Below are 16,017 nucleotides of genomic sequence, written 5' to 3'. Positions count from 1 at the left end.
CAGACCCCATGGCATGCCCAGACCTGGGACGAAGCAGACAGCGCACCGGGCAGCACGCCAAGCAGCACACTGGACAGCGCCCTGAGCAGCGCCGCCCAGGCGCAACAGCTCATCGCCGCCATGGCTGTCATGGCCCAGGCCGATGCCCTGGCCAGCGCCAGCTTCATGACCGCAGCGGGCTACCAGCCGGGCAGCTACCAGGACCTGACCAAGCCCTTGCTGGCTGCGGCGGCTTGAGGGCTGTGTCTGCACGAGTCGCAGCGCAGTCTGACCGCTGGATTCGTGCCGACCTTTCCGGGCGCGAAGCAGGCGCTGACGCAAATGCACAGCGGGTGCAAGCGGGCGGCGCAATTGTCATCGGATTTTGTCTGTCAAGCCCTTTTGGCTATTGATATTTGCCAGCCCTTGAGTGCAGAATACGCCGTTTTTTCACACACTGATCGTTCTTTTTTGCATTCGTTATGTCTGACATTCAGGTTCGCGCCGCTACGCTTCGTGATGCCAAAGCCATCGCCCAGATCCACACTGCCGCCATGCAAGCCGCCTACAAAGGCTTGGTGCCGGACGAGCACCTGAAGTCCATCAGCCTGGAAAAGCGCATCGCCTACTGGCGCGAGGCCATTGAGTATTGCGAGCCTCAGGTCAAAGTCGCCATCGAGAACGACAAGATCGTCGGCTTCGTCGGCTTTGATCGCTCGCGCGACGAGAAGACCCGCCCCACCACCGGTGAAATCTGGGCCATTTACATCTCCCCCAACCACTGGAACAAGGGCGTGGGCGCTGCGCTGTGGGATGCTGCGCGCGAGGGCCTGCACGAAGAAGGCTGCACCAACGTCACCGCCTGGGTGCCGGTGCAGAACGAGCGTGCGCTGAAATTCCACGAAACCGCTGGTTTCGAGCGTGAGGCCAGCAGCGCCAAGATCGCCATGATCGGCGGCACCAAGTTCGAGGAAATCCGCGTCAAGCGCTCGCTGACTACCGGGCGTTGAGTACAAAATCGGTCGCGCGCCACAGGCGCGCACTATGCACATGAACAGGCTGCGCTTTTGGGCGCAGCCTTTCTTTTTGGGCACAATGCCCGTGCCGCTTGACAAGCCCGGCCGCGCCCCCATTTGATGGGCGTGACGTGATGCCCGGGCTGCCGCTTTGCAAGGCAATGTGCCGCCAGCGGCGGGCAGACTTGGCGATCACGAGGGGGCATGACAGCAAGCGCCGGCCGCTTGCACCACAGCACAGCAACGCATGGAATACAAGGACTACTACCAAATCCTAGGTGTGGACAAAAGTGCCAGCACCGACGACATCAAGAAGGCCTACCGTAAGCTGGCGCGCCAATACCACCCGGACGTGAGCAAGGCGCCCGATGCGGAGCAGCGCATGGCCGAGGTCAACGAGGCCCATGCCGTGCTCTCCGACCCCGAAAAGCGCTCTGCCTACGACACCGTTGGGGCCCAGGCTTGGGCAGCAGGGGCGCGCTCGGGCGATGACGTGCGCCCGCCGCCGGGCTGGAATGCGGGCTTTGACTTCTCCGGCCAGGAGGGCGCGCAAGGCTTTGGCGGCTTCGGGGGCTTTGACGGCTTCGATGCCGCAGGCCAGGAGGGCGCGCGCAGCGCCTTCTTCGAGGAGTTGTTCGGTCGCGCTGCGCGCGCCCGCCAGGCGCGAGGCGCTGCGGCTGGGCCGCTGCGCGGCCAGGATCAGCACGCGCGCATCGAGCTGGAGCTGCCCGATGCCTACCAGGGCGCCATGCGTACCCTGACGCTGCGCGGTATGCGCCTGGATGCCCAGGGCCAGCCCGTGCCCGAGGAGCGCACCCTGGAAGTCAAAATCCCCAAAGGCGTCAAGCCCGGCCAGCTCATTCGCCTGGCCGGCCAGGGCAGCCCGGGCCTGAACGGCGGCGCGGCCGGCGACCTGTTCCTTGAAGTGCAGCTGCGCAGCGATGCGCGCTGGCAGGTGCAGGGCCGCGACGTGACGCAAAAGCTGCGCGTAGCGCCTTGGGAAGCTGTGCTTGGCGCCAGCGTGCAGGTGCGTACGCCCGATGGCGCCACGGTGGAGGTGGGCGTGCCTGCGGGCTCCAACAGCGGCCGTAGGTTGCGCCTCAAAGGGCGCGGTATCCCGGCGGCCAATGCAGCAGGCGCTGCGGGCGATCTGTACCTGGAGCTGGATTTGGCCGTGCCTGGCGCCGTGACCGAGGCGCAGCAAGCTGCCTGGGCGGCGCTGCGCGAGGCCTATCCCGGCTTTGACCCGCGCCGCGCCTGAGACAAGAGCAAGGAGCCCGCCATGACGAGAACGACCACTGCCGTGACGCTGATTTCCGAAGACTTGATCGAGCTGCTCGATGACGCCGCGCTGTCGCTGGAGCAATTTGCCAGCGGCTGCCGCATGGCCCCCGACTGGGTGCTGGCGCGCGTGCAAGCCGGTGTGCTGCAGGCCGAAGCGGGCGCTGGCGAGGGCCAATGGCGCTTTGCCAGCGCCACGCTGGTGCGCGCGCGGCGCATCGCCCATTTGGAGCACGCCTTCGATGCCGACCCGCAACTGGCCGCATTGACCACCGACCTGATGGAAGAAGTGGCGGCATTGCGCCAGCAGCTGCAGGCCCTGGGCGCCCAGGTGGGGCCGGGGCAGCAGGACTGCTGAAGCGCGCTGCAAGGAAAAAATGCCGCCATGCTGGATGAGCGCGCCAAGGTCCTGCTGACCACACTGATCGAACGCTATATCGAGGACGGCCAGCCCGTGGGCTCGCGCACGCTGGCCAAGTCCTCCGGGCTGGAGCTCTCGGCGGCGACGATCCGCAACGTCATGGCCGACCTGGAAGAGCTCGGGCTGATTGCCAGCCCCCATACCTCAGCCGGGCGCGTGCCCACGCCCAAGGGCTATCGCCTGTTCGTTGACAGCATGATGACCGTACAGCGCGAGCGCTGGCACGAACAGCTGCACGATGGCAGCGCCCCAGCAGCGCTCAACCCCGACCAGCCCCAGCGCGTCATCGCCAGCGCCGCGCAGCTGCTGTCCAATCTGTCGCAATTCGTTGGCGTGGTCGTGGCGCCGCAAAAAAGCGCTGTGCTGCACCACATCGAATTCCTGCGCCTGTCGGCCCAGCGCGTGCTGGTCATCCTGGTCTCGCCCGATGGCAATGTGCAGAACAAGCTCGTGCACACCCAGGACGACATCGCGCAAGAGCACCTGCTGGAAGCCAGCAACTACCTCAACGCCCACTACAGCGGCCTGAGCGTCGACCAGGTGCGTGAGCGGCTGCGCGGCGAAATCAACCGCCTGCGCGGCGAAATTGCGGCACTGATGGAAGCGGCCATTGGCGACCCGACCAGCACTGCCCAGCCCGCAGGTCAGGATGTGGTCATCTCCGGCGAGCGCAATCTGCTGGCCGTGAGCGATTTTTCAAAGGACATGGACAGCATCCGCCGTGCCTTCGACCTGTTCGAGCAAAAAACCCAAATCCTGCAACTGCTGGACGTGACCGGCCAGGCCCAGGGCGTGAAGATCTACATCGGCGGGGAAAGCCAGACCGTGCCCGTTTCCGAGCTGTCCATCGTCAGCGCCCCCTACGAAGTGGATGGCCAGATCGTCGGCACGCTGGGCGTCATCGGCCCCACGCGCATGCCCTATGAGCGCATGGTGCACATCGTTGACATCACCGCCCGCCTGCTGAGCAATGCGCTCAGCAGGCCCCGATGAGCCTGCGCGCGCGAGGCTGTGGCAGAGCTGATCGCCGCTACAATCGCGGGCTTGCCCAGGCTTGGCGCAGGCTCTGGGGCAAGTGGCACACGGGCCTCTAGCTCATGCTTGGTTAGAGCAGCGGACTCATAATCCGTTGGTGCTGGGTTCGACTCCCAGGGGGCCCACCATATACATCAATGGGTTATGTGCTTTTTTCGTCATTTTTAAATGACGTTTCCCGCAAAGATTCCCGCATGATTTCCCGCAAAAGTTATCGCACTGCTTTGAGTTTGGTGGCCTTGGTGCGGTAGTGCTTGCGGGTGACGGCCTTGCTGGAGTGCTGCAGCAGATTGGCCGCTGCGTCCAGGCCATCGGCCAAATCGGCGGCGCGCTTGCGCATATCGCGCAGGTACATGGTCTGGATGTCGGTTGCTTTTTCTGGGTGTGCTTGCGCCGCTGCCTGCTGGGCTTTGAGCCAGCGTTTGCGCAGCATGGGGTATGTGATGGCCTCCCCTTTGTCGGTGACGAGCAGTGCGCTGCTGGCGCTTGGGATGCGCTCGCGCTCTTGCGCAATGGCCGTCAGCACGGGCGATTGCGCGAGGTCAAATTCCACCCATTTGCCTGTTTTGTGGTGCCGGTGGCGCAGCAGGCCGCCCCGTGGGCGTTGCACAAGAATGGCGTCCGTGATGCGCATGCCGGTGGCGGTGGCGATGTCCATGCAGCCGCGCAGGATGCGGTCGGCTTGCTCGTAGATGGCATCAAACAGGTCGTCCGTGACTTCAAACTCGCGGGCCTTTTCCTTGTTTTTCCAGCCCTTCATGCCGGCCGCTGGCCACGGCGCTGAGGTCATGCCCCAGAGTCTGGCCTTTGTCCAGATGATGGAGAGCACAGAGATTTCCCGGTTGCCTTGTGTTTTGGCTGTGCGCTTGTCCAGATACTGGCGCAGCACGGGCACGGTGATCTCGTCCCAGGTGGCCATGCCAAACACTGGCTCCAGGCGTTTGAGGTGCAGAGCGTAGTTGCGGCGCGTGACGGGGCTGTCGTAGGCCGGCAGCTCTTGCTCGCGCCAGCGGTTGAAGGCTTCTTGCAGCCGGCCACGGATGTTCACGGCCTGGCCTTGCAGTTCTTTCCATTTTTCGATGGCGGCCAGGCGGTCGCTGCCCAGGTTGATGTCGGGCTTGCCTTCTGGCCGCATGTCGTAGGTGTAGTAGGTGTAGACCTGCCCAGCCTTGCCCTTCTTGGTGCGGGTGTGCAGCCGGGGGTATTTGTTCTTCTTGGGCATGTCATGCGATGGCGGCCAGGTTGATGCCGCCGAATTGGGTTTGCTGTTTGCCCTCCAGCCACTGGCGCGCGTGGATGCGTGACACGATCAGACCGCGTGCATTGCGTTGGTAGGGGATGCCGTGCTGCTTGAGCCATTTTGCCCGGCTGTTGGCTTGTTGGTAGCCGGTGAGCTGGGTCAGCTCGGTGCTGGTGAGAAATTCGGTCATGCTTCGCTCCAGATGCAAAGATCCCGCTCTGGGCGGGATGTGGTTGCAGATCTTCTGGCCATGGATTGCGCTTGTTGCGCCGCTGGCGGGCGCGGCGGGAGAGGGGGCTGTCACGTCGCCTTCCTTTGTCGCTCTGGCCGCCAGCCCCACGTCACCGGCGCGCGTTTGTCGAAGCCGGGCCTGGGGTGGGCGTGGATGGCGTTGTCGATTTCAAAGCCCAGCCGCCAGTGCAGGAACCAGCGGCCGAGCAGCCGGCGCTTGATGTTGATTTGCCAGGCCTGGTCTTGGTTGAAGACGGTGACGGTGGTTTTGCCCTGCTGGCTTTGCCACTGGCGCACGGCCCCGGACACGGGCATGCCGCGGTTCCAGGCCTCGCGCTCGCCGCCGTTGCTGCGCAGCCAGGCGGTGCGGGCTTTGATGCTGCGCGGGTGCTGGCCAGCGCCGCCGCTGAAGAAGCGGTGGCCCCAGTAGTTGCGCGCGCAGGCGGTGCGGTAGCTCAGGCTGTCTGGGTCGGTGTCCAACTCCAGCGGGCGGGTGCATGGGGCGTTGTGGCTGTGGATGCCGCCGGCGGCCAGTGCGGCGCGGCGGCGCAGGGCGATGTTGTGCTCGGCGGCGGCGCGCAGGTCTTCGGGCAGTTGCCCGTTGCCGGGGGCGCCGTAGTGCCAGACTTCGCGCGTGCTGCCGTCGGGCATGCGGTAGTGCTCGGCCCAGGGGATGTTGTCGCCGTTGACGCCGTTGCCCAGATTGGGCACGACGCCGTAGCTGGCCCATTGGGGGTGGATTTGCTCGATGGTTTCGGCATCCCAGGGCAGGGCGCGGGCGATGCGCTTTGCCATGAGGCGGGCTTTGATTTTGTGGGCCAGCAGGCCGCGCGCGCGGCGCCGGGCTTCTGCCAGGCAGGCGATGGCGTCAAGGTGCATGCTGAAGGGCACGCCTGCAGCTTCGAGGGCGCGGTCGATTTGTCGGATGTTCATGGTTCGGGCGTGAAAAAGCCCGCCTTGGTCTGGGCGGGCTGGGTTGTTGGGGTTGGCGCGATGCGCTCCATCGTCGCCAGCGGCTCCTTGCCGTAGTGCATGGGGGTGTCGTACTGCACGCTCATGGTGTGCGAACGATCCTTGTCCTTGCCTTCAGCTTTGGCTCGATCCCAGGCCAGCCGATGGCGGATTACGGCGTGCAGGTCGAAGGCGACATTCGCAGCCTCCGGAACATGCCGATTGCCGATACCCAGGTGGCTGTTCCATCCGTTGATGGCAGTGCCCTGTGGGCCATGCTCGGACAGCAGGTGCGCCATTTCCGGCAGCAGCCGGTCGATGGCGTTGTGATATTCCATCGGCACTTGGCCGGGCATGTGGCGCAGGAATTCCGGCCATTGGCCCAAGCCCAGCCGCGCGAGCAGTTCGCAGGCGTCGCGGATGACGCGCGCTTGCGCTTCGGTGATGGTGAGGGTGTAGCGGCGATTGGTCATTGCTGGCCCTCCTTCATGGCGCGGTGCGCGCGCAGCAGCTCAATGAGGCCGTCCAGGCCGTCGAGCGCGAAGGCTTGCCCGTTGATGCTGACGTGACCAGGCGCGGCAGAGAGCTTGCATTCTTCCCACCAAAACTCCAGCCAATCGCCCAGGTCGTAGGCGGTTTGCAGTTGCCGCGCCCAGATGCTGACGGCATCCCAGGCCGCCTGCCAGAGTTCGGCCTCCGGGTCTGAGCGCATCAGGTTGCGCCATTGGGTGCAGGCGTGATCGAGTCGTTTGGCGGCGCGGTGCCACCCGGTGACTGCCGACTCCCATTGTTCAGGGCTGGATGTGATGCGCTGCGGGCCTACGCCGCCTGCGCCGATGGCTTCGAGCTGGGCCTCCAGCTCGGCGATGCGCTGTTGTGCTGCTTGCAGGTCTGTCATGTTTTCTCCATGAAAAAGGCCCGCAAGCAGCGGGCCTTGGGGTGAGGGGATGGGGTTACGTCAACGCGGGCGGTTGTGCCTTGCGCTGGCTGTGCATCAGCAGGTAGCTGCGGCTGATCTTGGCGCTGACGACGGCATGCAGCCGGGCCAGTTCTTCAGGCGGCAGGTGTGCATCGCCCGATTCGATGGCGCTGGCCCATTGGGCGCTGGGCAGCACGTAGGCGTCGCGGGCGATGGGGTTGATGCTCATGCCCTGGCGGTAGCCGAAGCTGACGATAAAGCGCTGGCTCATCAGGGCGTCAAGCACCAGCCCTTGCAGCACTTCAGGGGGCAAGTCCCAGCGGGTTTGCTGGCCGCTGCGCAGGTTGTCGATGTACTGGCAGGCTGCTTCGTGCGCCGCTTGCGCGGCCGGGCCGCCGGTGAGGTCGAGCGCCTCAATCTGGGCGGGCAGGTGCTTGCGGATCAGAGTGGCGATGCTGGGCTGGTCGATCTTGCTCTTGAGGTAGAGGCAGGCGCTGTGAAATTGTGCAGCGGGCAACTCGATGTAGCGCGGCACGCCGAACTTGCGGTGCAGGCGCGCCCAGGTTTCGGCGTGGCTTTTTTGCTTGCCCGATTCGACCACCAGGTCCACAAGCTCTTTGAGGTGCTGCTGTTGGGCGGGGGTGATGGTGGTGGGCTGGGTTTGTGCGTCCAGCACGTCCAGCACCCAGCGGCGGAATTCTGCTGCGCGGGCGGTGCGGGCGAACATGCCCAGCAGGTGCGCGCCGCGCAAGCTGAAGATGCGCACGTCTTGCACGCCGCCTGCCGTGGGCAGTTTCACCACGGCGGTCATGCTGTCGGTGAATTCGGCGGCGTTGGCGCGGTAGAGCTTGGCAATGATGTCTGACCGCTTGTAGTCCAAGGCTACACCGATTTGGTGTGCCCTCAGCCAAGGCTGGCCGTTGCGGTCAACGATATCGAAGGTGGTGCCTTGGAAGGCGAGTGCGGATTGGGTCATGGCGACTCCTTGGTGAGATTTGAAAACCTCTCGGAATCGCTTTGACCCAATCCCGAGAAGGTGCCGGGGAAGTTCAAAGCCTGTACCAAGCCAGGTGGGCGTCCTTACGGATAGCCACCTTCCCCGGCGAAACCTGTAGGAATCGGCGGGCGCAAAAAAGCCGCTGTTTGTCGGTATGCGGCTGACCGCTTGGTAATGGAGCTTTGAACCTCCACCTCTTGCGAGGTAGGGAAAATCATACCCCAGGCAGCAGCGGGAATCGGTTACTTATCGATGTACATTGTTTCTTTCTGTTAATTTCCATTCGTCGCAAGCAATGATTGAAGACAACGGCTATGAAGATGTGGTGCGCTTTTCACGCAAACCGAGATCGAAGTCTTCCTTTGTGCAGAATTTTTATGGGGTGCCAGGCCATATTTACATTGCTCGCAATGATGCGCATCGCGATGGCATCTACAAGATTGGCTTAACCACGCGGATGAACCCACAAGTTCGGATCGATGAAATTAATCGTCAAGCACGCGAGGCGCGGGTGACTGGGCACATTGGGCAATTGAGGTTGATTGAGTCGTTCGAGACGATTGATTGCGGGCGCGCGGAGAGCACGATCCATGCTCAGCTTGCAAGCTGTCGGTATGCACACAACCGGGAGTTTTTCCAGTGCTCCCTGGACGAGGCAACGGCTGTTATCAGGTCTGTTATCGACAATTTGGAACAGGTGCTTCGGGAGACGGGCAAGACGCCGCAGCAGCTTGAGTATGAGAACAGGCGCATGTTGCAGGAGCAAGAGCAACGGCGGCGGGAGGAGGCGGAGAGAAGGAGTATGGCCGAGCGAGAAGTGCACCGCTTGTATACGCAGATGCTGGAGGATCGGTTCCCTGAACCTCGGATTTGGCCTTATTGGATTGCTGGCACGGTATTGATGGGCATTGTTATGCCGATGTTCGGCAAAGAAAGCATTCCGGGCATTTTGTTGGCCGGGATGTTTGCGGGGCTGGTGTTGCACGCGTATTTCTCGCATAGGCGAACACAATCTGCAAAATACAAGGCGATAGAGGCTGCGCGGGATCAAGAGCTTGAGTTGATTAAGAGTGGACGGTCAAGGTTTTTGTCGCATCCGCAGCTCTGACTTGTCAAGCCTGTTGGGGTGCGGGCCCCCAACGTCGGGCATGGTGAAGGCGGATTGCATTGCAGGTTGTTGTAGATACAATAACGCCCATGAGCATCACCTTTGACCCCCATAAACGCAGCGTGACACTGGCCGAGCGCGGGCTGGACTTTCAGGATGCTGCGGTAGTGTTTGAGGGCCCGACGGTGGAGTTTGAGGACACCCGCAAGGATTACGGAGAGCCGCGCATCATCTGTTTTGGCTTTCTGGTCGGGCGGTTGGTGGTGGTCGGTTATGTCCCGCGTGGCGCGGTTCGCCACGTTTTCAGTATGAGGAAGGCCAATGAACGCGAGCACAAAAAAATCCTCCCCCTCTTGCTTGGGCAGTGATTTGCAGCGCGTGGACGCGCACCGCATCGAAGCGTCGGAGTACGACGATTTGCCCGAGCTGACCGATGAGATGCTGGCGCGCGCCAGAGTGAACAAGGGCGGCAGGCCGCGCGCGCAGGATCCGCGCACGTTGGTGTCCATTCGCTTGCCCGAGAGCGTACTGGCCAAGTGGCGCGCTTCAGGTCCAGGCTGGCAGACGCGCATGGCCGATTTGCTGGCCAAGGCGGTGTAGAGGGCCAGAGCACTTGCCCGCCTGGGCTGCTCAGTGGCGTGAGTGTGCCCAGCTGCGAGCAAAGAAAAGCCCGCTGGAGCGGGCTGTATTTGAGCAGTCTGTTAGGCGCTTTAAATCACAGGGATTTGTGCTCTGACCGCAGCCATGCAATCAGCGCTTGGCTGCGCCAAAAATGTAGCTCAGGGCCGATGAGATTAGGCCGATCATGGCCGCACGCATAGTGCTCGCATCGCCTTTGATTTCAACGAACAGAGACACGATCAACGTCACGAGCGTCAGGATGCACACCAGGCCTGCAATATTGATGCCAGTGGTTGCGCCCATCCCAAATACCACGCCCAGCCAGCCGCGATCCATGTTTTTGAGGTGGGCTTCATGCCGGTGTTTTTCGAAGATGTCTTCAGTGTGACGTGGCTTGGCATCGACGGACTCTGCCTGGATGAGATGGAGCTTTTCGTCCATGCAGGCTCCCGGAGTCAGGTGCGGCTGCCCTGGCGCTGTTTTGCCAGTTCAGCGTAGTGTTGGGCAATGTCGGCGTTCGCAATAGGGTAACCTGCAAAGTGGTTGCCCCCGCATTTTTCCCAGGTGATTGACCAAGGTGTGCCTTCTTGATGGGTGATGGCGCTGAGCTGCCAGCCGTCGAGGTGCTTGTAGGCGTTCCAGACGGCGCTCAAAAATTCCTGCGCTTGCGTGTCTGTCACAGTCGGGATGATTGGTTGCCCTTCAACAAGCATGGCTTTCTGGCGATCAATGCCATTCCTGCCGTAGTGCTTGAAGTCGTGGTACACGCTGGGAATGACCGGGCCGTATTTCCAGGCTTGCGCAGCTTCGCCAATCAACGGCTTGTCGTACAAGCCCAGGTGCCATCCATGGGCGATGTAGACCAGCTTGAGCACCTGCATGGGGGTGATAGTCTTGCCTTCTTCTTGCGCTTTTCCTATGAAAAAGTTGGCAACAGAGACTGTTGGTAGGACTGTCATGCGGGTTCCCTTAAGGCTTGTAGGCGGTTTTTGAAGCTACTTTGCGCTATAAGGCGCGCGCGTGCAGTATCGCATTGCTCGTTGGGCGGATCACAACGTCTAACTCCAGGGCACTATATATGGGGCCGATGGGGCGTTTTCCATGAAATTTCACTAGATGTAGTGTTTTGGGCCTGGTAGAAATTGACAGGGATTTGTTGACCCATTGCGTTATGTGTGTTAGTTCATCCCATCTCTTGTCAATCATTGCGCCGACACCACGCGCAGGCTCCGGTCGCGGCGCAGGCTGGCCTCGCGCAGGCGCAGGTCGGTCTAGCGCAGGGTTTGGATGTACTGGCGGTGGGTGAGGCTGTCGATGACGTCGGGGACGGCGGCCAGCACTTCGCCTAGGGCGGTGATGCCTGGGCCGTCAAGCAAGGCATGCTCGCTGCCGGTGGCGTTTTTGCGCTCGATGGCGCGCAGGATGGCTTCGACAGCGGCGTAGATGTGCCCGCCGGGGTCTTGGATGTGCCCGGCGCGGCGCAGGGTCTCCATGATGTTGACGGCATCCACAACGGCGCGCCATTGGTGGGTGATGGCCTGGCCGCGCAGGATGCACTGCTGGGCGGCGAGCACCTGGATCAGGGAGCCGTCGCGGATGTGTTTGGGGATGGGCGCGCTGATGCCCAGCCCTGCCGCGCGGTGAGGGTGGTGCCCTCCAGGGCGTTGAATGCGGCCACGGCGGCGGCCATGGTGCGTTCTTTTCCGCCGCCGGTGTCGCGCTCCTGGCCGCGCTGGGCGATGGTTTCGGCTGCGGTGTGCAGGATGGTTGCTGGCATTTCTGGTCTTTCGGTTGTCGCGTTACTCGGCCATCCACCAGACGCGCGCCGGTGTGCTGCTGGTGTCGCCCGGGTATTGGGCGCAGATGCGCGCGCGGCCGCTTTTGCCGGTGCGCCGCAAATGTTTGCGCAGGGCCTGGGCGATGGAGTTGGCTTCTTTGGCTGTGCAGCGCACGGCTGCGCCCACTGGCCAGCGGGCCAGCAGGGCGTCGTATTTGCTGGCGCTGGTGCGCTGCTTGGGCAGCTCGTCGAAGGCGACCTGGAAGTCGCCGACTGCGCGGCTTTGGCGCTTGGCAGGCTCGGCCTGCTGGGCCGGCTGTTTGGCCTGGCTTGGTTTGGTTGCCGCTTTGGGCGAGGGCTTTGCGCCTGCCTTGGGCTTGAGGGAGTTGAATGCGTTCATGGGATGCTCCTTGTGCTGGTTCCTGGCGCTGGCCCCAGGCTGGGCAGATCACTATCTGCCGCCGCGTGCAGGTGCCGACACCCGCCCTGCTGCGGTTTGGGAACGTGCAGGCATTTGCCCCTGCCTGCGCGCGGATCGGCTCGCGCTGAGCGTGGGGGGCTTACTGGTGGCGGTGGTACTGGCCTTTGTAGATGGCCACGTCGGCGCTGCCCATGGCCGCGCGGATGCGCTCGGCCAGCTCTTCAGCCATTTGCTGCTGGTGTTGCTCGCGCTTGATGACGCGCAGGGTGATGGCGGGTTTTTCCTCGCCGGTGAGCACGCCCAGTCGCAGCACGAACTGGCGCTCTTGCAGGTCGGCGTAGGGCTGGCAGCGGAAGTAGATCAGCGCGGGCAGCGGCTCCTTGCTGCTGGCGGTGATGTTCTCAAAGGCGCTGCGGGTGGCGCTCAGGGCCTGCTCTTCGTTTTCCAGCTTGCGGCTGGCCTCGATGCTGATCTTGCGCACGGCGGCGATGGCGCGCGGCGGTGAGATTTCGCCCTCGTCATTGAAGCAGGTGATGTGTTCTGTCCAGTCTTCCAAAAATTCGGCCACGTCCTGCTGCTTGTTCTTGCCAGCGGTGATGCGGTTCAGGGCGTTGTAGGCGGCGGTGGTGGTGGGTTCCAGCACGGCCTTGTTGTCGGCTTGGCCGGGGGCGGCGGGCTGGCCCAGGTTCAGCACGGCGGTGGCGCGCATGTTCTCGGGCTCGATGAAGATGGATGCGCCGCCTTCGGCGTGGGCCGTGGCGTAGGCGGCAAACGACTGCAGATCGGGCGTTTCCATCTTGCCGCGCGCGCGGCGGCGCCGGGGCTGGAATGGCTCAAGGTCGTGCTGCTTGTAGTCGCTGGGCAGGGCCACGACGTGGCGCGCCTCGGCGCTGGTGGCCATGGCCTCGTTGGCCTGCGCGATGCTTTGGCCTTCTTGCAGGGTTTCAATGGCTTGTTTGTCAAACATGGGTTTCCTTTCGGGCATGAAAAAGGCCGCCTGCTTTGGCGGCCTGGGTGGGTGAAATGGGCTCAGGCGGGTTGGCCTTGGCGGTCGATGAAGCTCAGCTGGCTCTCGGGCGTGAGGGTGAGCTTGCCGTATTTGCCCACGTACAGGGATGTGGTGCGGGTTTCCTCCTCGCTGGCCTTGCCGTCCATGGTTGGCTTGGTGTACTTCATGGCGTGGGCCACATGCACCTGGTGCGTGCCGGCGATGCGCTTGAAGCTGAACTTGATGGTGACCTCGCCAGCCTTGTCGTGATCGACCACAGCGGCGGCCACCTGGCTCAGCGCGGCCGAGAGCTTGCGGTCGAACATGCCGCCGTCCAGGTCGGTGATGAATTCGCCCACGTCGGTGGCGGCGGTTTGGGATTGATGTGTTGTCATGGTGCTTCTTCCTTTCATGAAAAAGCCCGCATTACGCGGGCTGGGTGTGGATCTGTTTGAGCAAGGCAGTGGCCAGCAGGGCCGCGATCTCAGGCGGCAGCTCAATCTCTCGGGCCTGCGGCTCTTCGGTTTGCTGCTGGGCCTCTTCTTGCGGCTGCTCGGCGGACTCTTCATGCTGGGCGGCCAGCGCAGCCTTGACCAGCGCTGCGCCAAGGGCGGGCTCGGCTGGGGTTAGGTGAATGTTCAGGGTATGGATGGTGATTTGCATGGTTGCTCCTTGGGTTGGGTTTTGGTTGCTATTCGATGGTGGCCAGCTCGTCCAGGATGAGCCGGATTTCACGCAGTGCCACGAAGCGGGCGGCATCTTGTTTGCAGATGAGGGCGGTGATTCGGTCGGCGTTTTGCTGCACTTGCTTTACACGCTCGAGCTCTGCTTCTGCCCGCAGAGCGCGCCGTCTCCATTGGGCGGCGGTTGTCTTTGTCGATTGCATGGTTTGCGCATGAAAAAGCCCGCATTACGCGGGCTGGGTGGTCAGAATGGGATATCGTCCTCTTCAAAGTCGGTCTGCTGCTGTGCGGTCGCTGCCGGTTGCGATTGGTGTTGTTGTTGGCCGTCTTGCCGCCCGCCCAGCATCTGCATGTTTTCCACGCGGATTTCGGTTGTGCGGCGATCCTGTCCGCTTTGCTGGTCTTTCCAGGTGCGCGTGCGCCATTTCCCAGACACGCACACTTGGCTGCCTTTGCGCAGGTATTGGGCGGCGATTTCGGCCAGCTTGCCGGTGAATACCAGGGGTATCCATTGGGTGCGCTCTTGCCTCTCGCTGGTGTGTTTGTCCTTCCAGGTTTCCGAGACGGCAATGGAGGCGCTGGCGATCTGGTCGCCGTTTGGAAATGTTCGTGTCTCCGGATCGCGGCCCAGACGGCCGATGAAGGTGCATTGGTTGAGGTCGCTCATGCGTCGGCTCCAATTGCTGCTGCAGCCTGCACACGGGCCACGATGGCGGCGCACATGTCGGGCCATTGGTGCTCGTGGTACAGGACGGCACGGCGGTCGTGGCCTGCTGGCTCAAAGCCCAGTTGGCGCAGTCCGGCCTCGGTGATGGACAGTGGGGCCAGGCGGGTGTTGATCTCGCCCAGGCGCAGGGTGGGTGGTTGTGTGGCCTCGATATGGGCGATCTCTGCTGCCCGCCGTCCGTCGCTTTCGCGGCACGATTTTTCAAAGGCCGCCACTTGCGCTTCGTGCGAGAGGATTTCGGCGACTTGCTCCTGGGCGGCCTTCGCGGCGCGGGCTTCTTCTTCCTTTCGGATGCGCTCGCGCTCGGCTTCCAGTCGGGCGGCTTCGGCCTGCTGGTGCTCGGCAATGCGGGCGGCAATGATGCGCTCCAGCTCGCGGTCGGTGTAGGTGCATACCAATTGCTCACGATCAGCAAACAGGAAGCTGTGGTCGCTCACACGCTCCAGCATCTGAAGGTTGCGGGCGATGCGCTCGGCCAGGGTGTTGGCCTGGGCCTGGCCTTCCAGCAGGGCGGCGGTGAGTTTTTGCCGCATGCTCTCCAGGCTGGACAGGCCCTTGACGGCTGCGCCGAAGTCGGGCGCGGGCAATTGCAGGTGCATGCCCTTCAGGTTGGCTTCGAGGGTTTGCACATAGCGCGCGAAGTCGGCGCGGGCCTGCATGACCAGGGCGGTTTTGCGGGCTTCCTTTTCAGCCTTGACCAGCTTCTCGGTGGCCAGTCGGGTGGTGCGCGCCAAGGCTTGCAGGTCGGCCACGGTGCGGCGCATGATTTCCACGTCGCTGATCTGGGCGAGCGCCTGATCTTCAGCGGCCTTCAGGGCGTCCTCGGCTTTCTTGAGGGCTTTGCAGGCGGCTTCGGCGTCGGCGAACTCCTGATCGGTGGCGGGTTTGGCGGGGATGCGCTCGATGAAGGCGCGCAGGGCCTGGCCAAAGGCGGGCAGGTTGCCGCCCACGCTGAGCGCGCCGCCCACGGTGACGATGGGCGCGGGCAGGCTTTCCACTGGGGCGGCCTGCGCGGGCTGGGCGGTTTCGGCGGGCTGCCAGGCGGCCAGGTCGGCCTCGAATTGCGCCCAGCCGTCGATGATGCGTTGGCGCATGGCTGGGTTGCTGGCGTACCAGCAGTGCTGGTAGTGTAGCTGACCGTCCTCACCTTGCTCGCTGGCCATGAACAGCACGCGCTCTGCGCCGCTGACCATGAGCTGCTGCTCCATTTGCGCCTGATAGTGCTCGGGCAGGTGCCAGCCGTTGTCGCTGTCCCAGTCGTAGCGCAGGGACTGGTTCAGGGTTTTGTGCTCAAAAACAGTATCGCCCAGCATGGTGATGCCGTCGAAGCTGGCGGCGAGTTTGCCTTCGGTGCCCACGATGGGGAACAGTTCCTCGCCCACGATGTCCTCGGCGATGGGCCGGGCCAGGGCTTCGAGTTGGTGGCCACGGTCGAAAATGCGCTGCTGCTGGGGCGTGATCTCTGGCGCAATGCCGGTGGCGCGCTCTTGCAGCAGGGCGGCGCGGGTTTTGTAGGGGCTGATACCCAGCATGGCGGGGGCGTCGCTGGCGTTGAAGAATTGGGCGCGGTGGGCGTGCCATTCGGGGCTGCCCTGGGTGAGTTGGTGTTGTTGCATGGGGTT

The 16,017-nt window shown here is 63.2% G+C and carries 25 protein-coding genes and 1 tRNA gene; 9 read left to right on the top strand and 17 right to left on the bottom strand.

What is annotated here, in order from left to right:
- From CLI93_RS15185 to CLI93_RS11410, 6 genes are all read left to right on the top strand, one after another.
- A partial coding sequence (locus CLI93_RS15185) for a hypothetical protein (RefSeq protein ID WP_172425549.1) occupies positions 1 to 237 on the top strand: 237 nt, incomplete at its 5' end.
- A 224-nt stretch (positions 238 to 461) separates the two neighbouring features.
- Positions 462 to 989 carry a GNAT family N-acetyltransferase gene (locus CLI93_RS11430; RefSeq protein ID WP_095543672.1) on the top strand — a complete coding sequence of 176 codons (528 nt, stop codon included), beginning with the start codon at positions 462 to 464 and terminating at the stop codon, positions 987 to 989.
- A gap of 253 nt (positions 990 to 1,242) precedes the next feature.
- Positions 1,243 to 2,256: a DnaJ C-terminal domain-containing protein gene (locus CLI93_RS11425; RefSeq protein ID WP_095543673.1), complete on the top strand. Its 1,014-nt coding sequence runs from the start codon at positions 1,243 to 1,245 to the stop codon at positions 2,254 to 2,256.
- A gap of 21 nt (positions 2,257 to 2,277) precedes the next feature.
- Entirely contained in the window at positions 2,278 to 2,634 is a 357-nt protein-coding gene (locus CLI93_RS11420; protein ID WP_095543674.1) for a chaperone modulator CbpM, read from the top strand.
- Positions 2,635 to 2,661: 27 nt separating this feature from the next.
- On the top strand, positions 2,662 to 3,690 hold the full coding sequence (hrcA, locus tag CLI93_RS11415) for a heat-inducible transcriptional repressor HrcA (protein ID WP_095543675.1): 1,029 nt from the start codon (positions 2,662 to 2,664) through the stop codon (positions 3,688 to 3,690).
- Positions 3,691 to 3,781: 91 nt separating this feature from the next.
- A tRNA-Ile gene (locus CLI93_RS11410) sits at positions 3,782 to 3,860 on the top strand.
- A gap of 83 nt (positions 3,861 to 3,943) precedes the next feature.
- On the opposite strand, the gene CLI93_RS11405 is transcribed toward CLI93_RS11410, so the two are convergent.
- The 6 genes from CLI93_RS11405 to CLI93_RS11380 form a co-directional block, all read right to left on the bottom strand.
- The gene (locus tag CLI93_RS11405; RefSeq protein WP_095543676.1) at positions 3,944 to 4,954 is read right to left on the bottom strand and encodes a site-specific integrase; all 1,011 of its coding nucleotides are present in this window, start codon (positions 4,952 to 4,954) and stop codon (positions 3,944 to 3,946) included.
- 1 nt (position 4,955) lies between these two features.
- Entirely contained in the window at positions 4,956 to 5,162 is a 207-nt protein-coding gene (locus CLI93_RS11400) for a DUF4224 domain-containing protein (RefSeq protein ID WP_095543677.1), read from the bottom strand.
- A gap of 110 nt (positions 5,163 to 5,272) precedes the next feature.
- The gene (locus CLI93_RS11395; protein WP_095543678.1) at positions 5,273 to 6,136 is read right to left on the bottom strand and encodes a hypothetical protein; all 864 of its coding nucleotides are present in this window, start codon (positions 6,134 to 6,136) and stop codon (positions 5,273 to 5,275) included.
- A complete protein-coding gene (locus CLI93_RS11390; protein ID WP_095543679.1) occupies positions 6,133 to 6,627 on the bottom strand; it encodes a hypothetical protein in 495 nt (164 codons plus the stop codon). The genes CLI93_RS11395 and CLI93_RS11390 overlap by 4 nt, the downstream gene beginning before the upstream one ends.
- Positions 6,624 to 7,052, bottom strand: a complete 429-nt coding sequence (locus CLI93_RS11385) for a hypothetical protein (RefSeq protein WP_095543680.1) — start codon at positions 7,050 to 7,052, stop codon at positions 6,624 to 6,626. The genes CLI93_RS11390 and CLI93_RS11385 overlap by 4 nt, the downstream gene beginning before the upstream one ends.
- 55 nt (positions 7,053 to 7,107) lie before the next feature.
- Positions 7,108 to 8,049: a BRO family protein gene (locus CLI93_RS11380; RefSeq protein ID WP_095543681.1), complete on the bottom strand. Its 942-nt coding sequence runs from the start codon at positions 8,047 to 8,049 to the stop codon at positions 7,108 to 7,110.
- A 316-nt stretch (positions 8,050 to 8,365) separates the two neighbouring features.
- On the opposite strand from CLI93_RS11380, the gene CLI93_RS11375 reads away from it, so the two are divergent.
- The 3 genes from CLI93_RS11375 to CLI93_RS11365 all read left to right on the top strand — a co-directional run bounded on the left by CLI93_RS11375 (position 8,366) and on the right by CLI93_RS11365 (position 9,778).
- Positions 8,366 to 9,178 (top strand): GIY-YIG nuclease family protein, encoded by an 813-nt coding sequence (locus CLI93_RS11375; protein WP_095542524.1) that lies wholly within the window; start codon positions 8,366 to 8,368, stop codon positions 9,176 to 9,178.
- 89 nt (positions 9,179 to 9,267) lie between these two features.
- A complete protein-coding gene (locus CLI93_RS11370; RefSeq protein ID WP_095542525.1) occupies positions 9,268 to 9,546 on the top strand; it encodes a BrnT family toxin in 279 nt (92 codons plus the stop codon).
- Positions 9,536 to 9,778, top strand: coding sequence for a BrnA antitoxin family protein (locus CLI93_RS11365; RefSeq protein ID WP_238945816.1), 243 nt, complete (start codon positions 9,536 to 9,538; stop codon positions 9,776 to 9,778). Before CLI93_RS11370 ends, CLI93_RS11365 begins: the two co-directional genes overlap by 11 nt.
- A gap of 150 nt (positions 9,779 to 9,928) precedes the next feature.
- Here CLI93_RS11365 and CLI93_RS11360 read toward each other — a convergent pair whose 3' ends face one another.
- From CLI93_RS11360 to CLI93_RS11315, 11 genes are all read right to left on the bottom strand, one after another.
- Positions 9,929 to 10,240, bottom strand: coding sequence for a hypothetical protein (locus CLI93_RS11360; protein WP_095542527.1), 312 nt, complete (start codon positions 10,238 to 10,240; stop codon positions 9,929 to 9,931).
- Between the two features lie 14 nt (positions 10,241 to 10,254).
- Positions 10,255 to 10,758 (bottom strand): Panacea domain-containing protein, encoded by a 504-nt coding sequence (locus CLI93_RS11355; RefSeq protein WP_095542528.1) that lies wholly within the window; start codon positions 10,756 to 10,758, stop codon positions 10,255 to 10,257.
- Positions 10,759 to 11,070: 312 nt separating this feature from the next.
- Complete coding sequence (locus CLI93_RS11350; protein WP_095542529.1) at positions 11,071 to 11,373, bottom strand: hypothetical protein; 303 nt, start codon at positions 11,371 to 11,373, stop codon at positions 11,071 to 11,073.
- 5 nt (positions 11,374 to 11,378) lie between these two features.
- Complete coding sequence (locus CLI93_RS11345) at positions 11,379 to 11,576, bottom strand: hypothetical protein (RefSeq protein ID WP_095542530.1); 198 nt, start codon at positions 11,574 to 11,576, stop codon at positions 11,379 to 11,381.
- Positions 11,577 to 11,598: 22 nt separating this feature from the next.
- Positions 11,599 to 11,976 carry a hypothetical protein gene (locus CLI93_RS11340; RefSeq protein WP_095542531.1) on the bottom strand — a complete coding sequence of 126 codons (378 nt, stop codon included), beginning with the start codon at positions 11,974 to 11,976 and terminating at the stop codon, positions 11,599 to 11,601.
- A gap of 160 nt (positions 11,977 to 12,136) precedes the next feature.
- Positions 12,137 to 12,964 (bottom strand): DUF2303 family protein, encoded by an 828-nt coding sequence (locus CLI93_RS11335; RefSeq protein WP_172424281.1) that lies wholly within the window; start codon positions 12,962 to 12,964, stop codon positions 12,137 to 12,139.
- Between the two features lie 62 nt (positions 12,965 to 13,026).
- Positions 13,027 to 13,380, bottom strand: a complete 354-nt coding sequence (locus CLI93_RS11330; protein ID WP_095542533.1) for a hypothetical protein — start codon at positions 13,378 to 13,380, stop codon at positions 13,027 to 13,029.
- 31 nt (positions 13,381 to 13,411) lie between these two features.
- On the bottom strand, positions 13,412 to 13,648 hold the full coding sequence (locus CLI93_RS11325; RefSeq protein WP_095542534.1) for a hypothetical protein: 237 nt from the start codon (positions 13,646 to 13,648) through the stop codon (positions 13,412 to 13,414).
- A 28-nt stretch (positions 13,649 to 13,676) separates the two neighbouring features.
- A complete protein-coding gene (locus tag CLI93_RS14965) occupies positions 13,677 to 13,871 on the bottom strand; it encodes a hypothetical protein (protein WP_143326406.1) in 195 nt (64 codons plus the stop codon).
- Positions 13,872 to 13,912: 41 nt separating this feature from the next.
- A complete protein-coding gene (locus tag CLI93_RS11320; RefSeq protein ID WP_095542535.1) occupies positions 13,913 to 14,335 on the bottom strand; it encodes a single-stranded DNA-binding protein in 423 nt (140 codons plus the stop codon).
- Positions 14,332 to 16,011 carry a lambda-exonuclease family protein gene (locus tag CLI93_RS11315; protein WP_095542536.1) on the bottom strand — a complete coding sequence of 560 codons (1,680 nt, stop codon included), beginning with the start codon at positions 16,009 to 16,011 and terminating at the stop codon, positions 14,332 to 14,334. The genes CLI93_RS11320 and CLI93_RS11315 overlap by 4 nt, the downstream gene beginning before the upstream one ends.
- Between the last annotated feature and the right edge of the window lie 6 nt (positions 16,012 to 16,017).

Source organism: Vandammella animalimorsus, assembly GCF_002288875.1.
Lineage (GTDB): Bacteria > Pseudomonadota > Gammaproteobacteria > Burkholderiales > Burkholderiaceae_C > Lampropedia > Lampropedia animalimorsus.
This window is presented reverse-complemented; position numbering and strand designations above follow the sequence as displayed.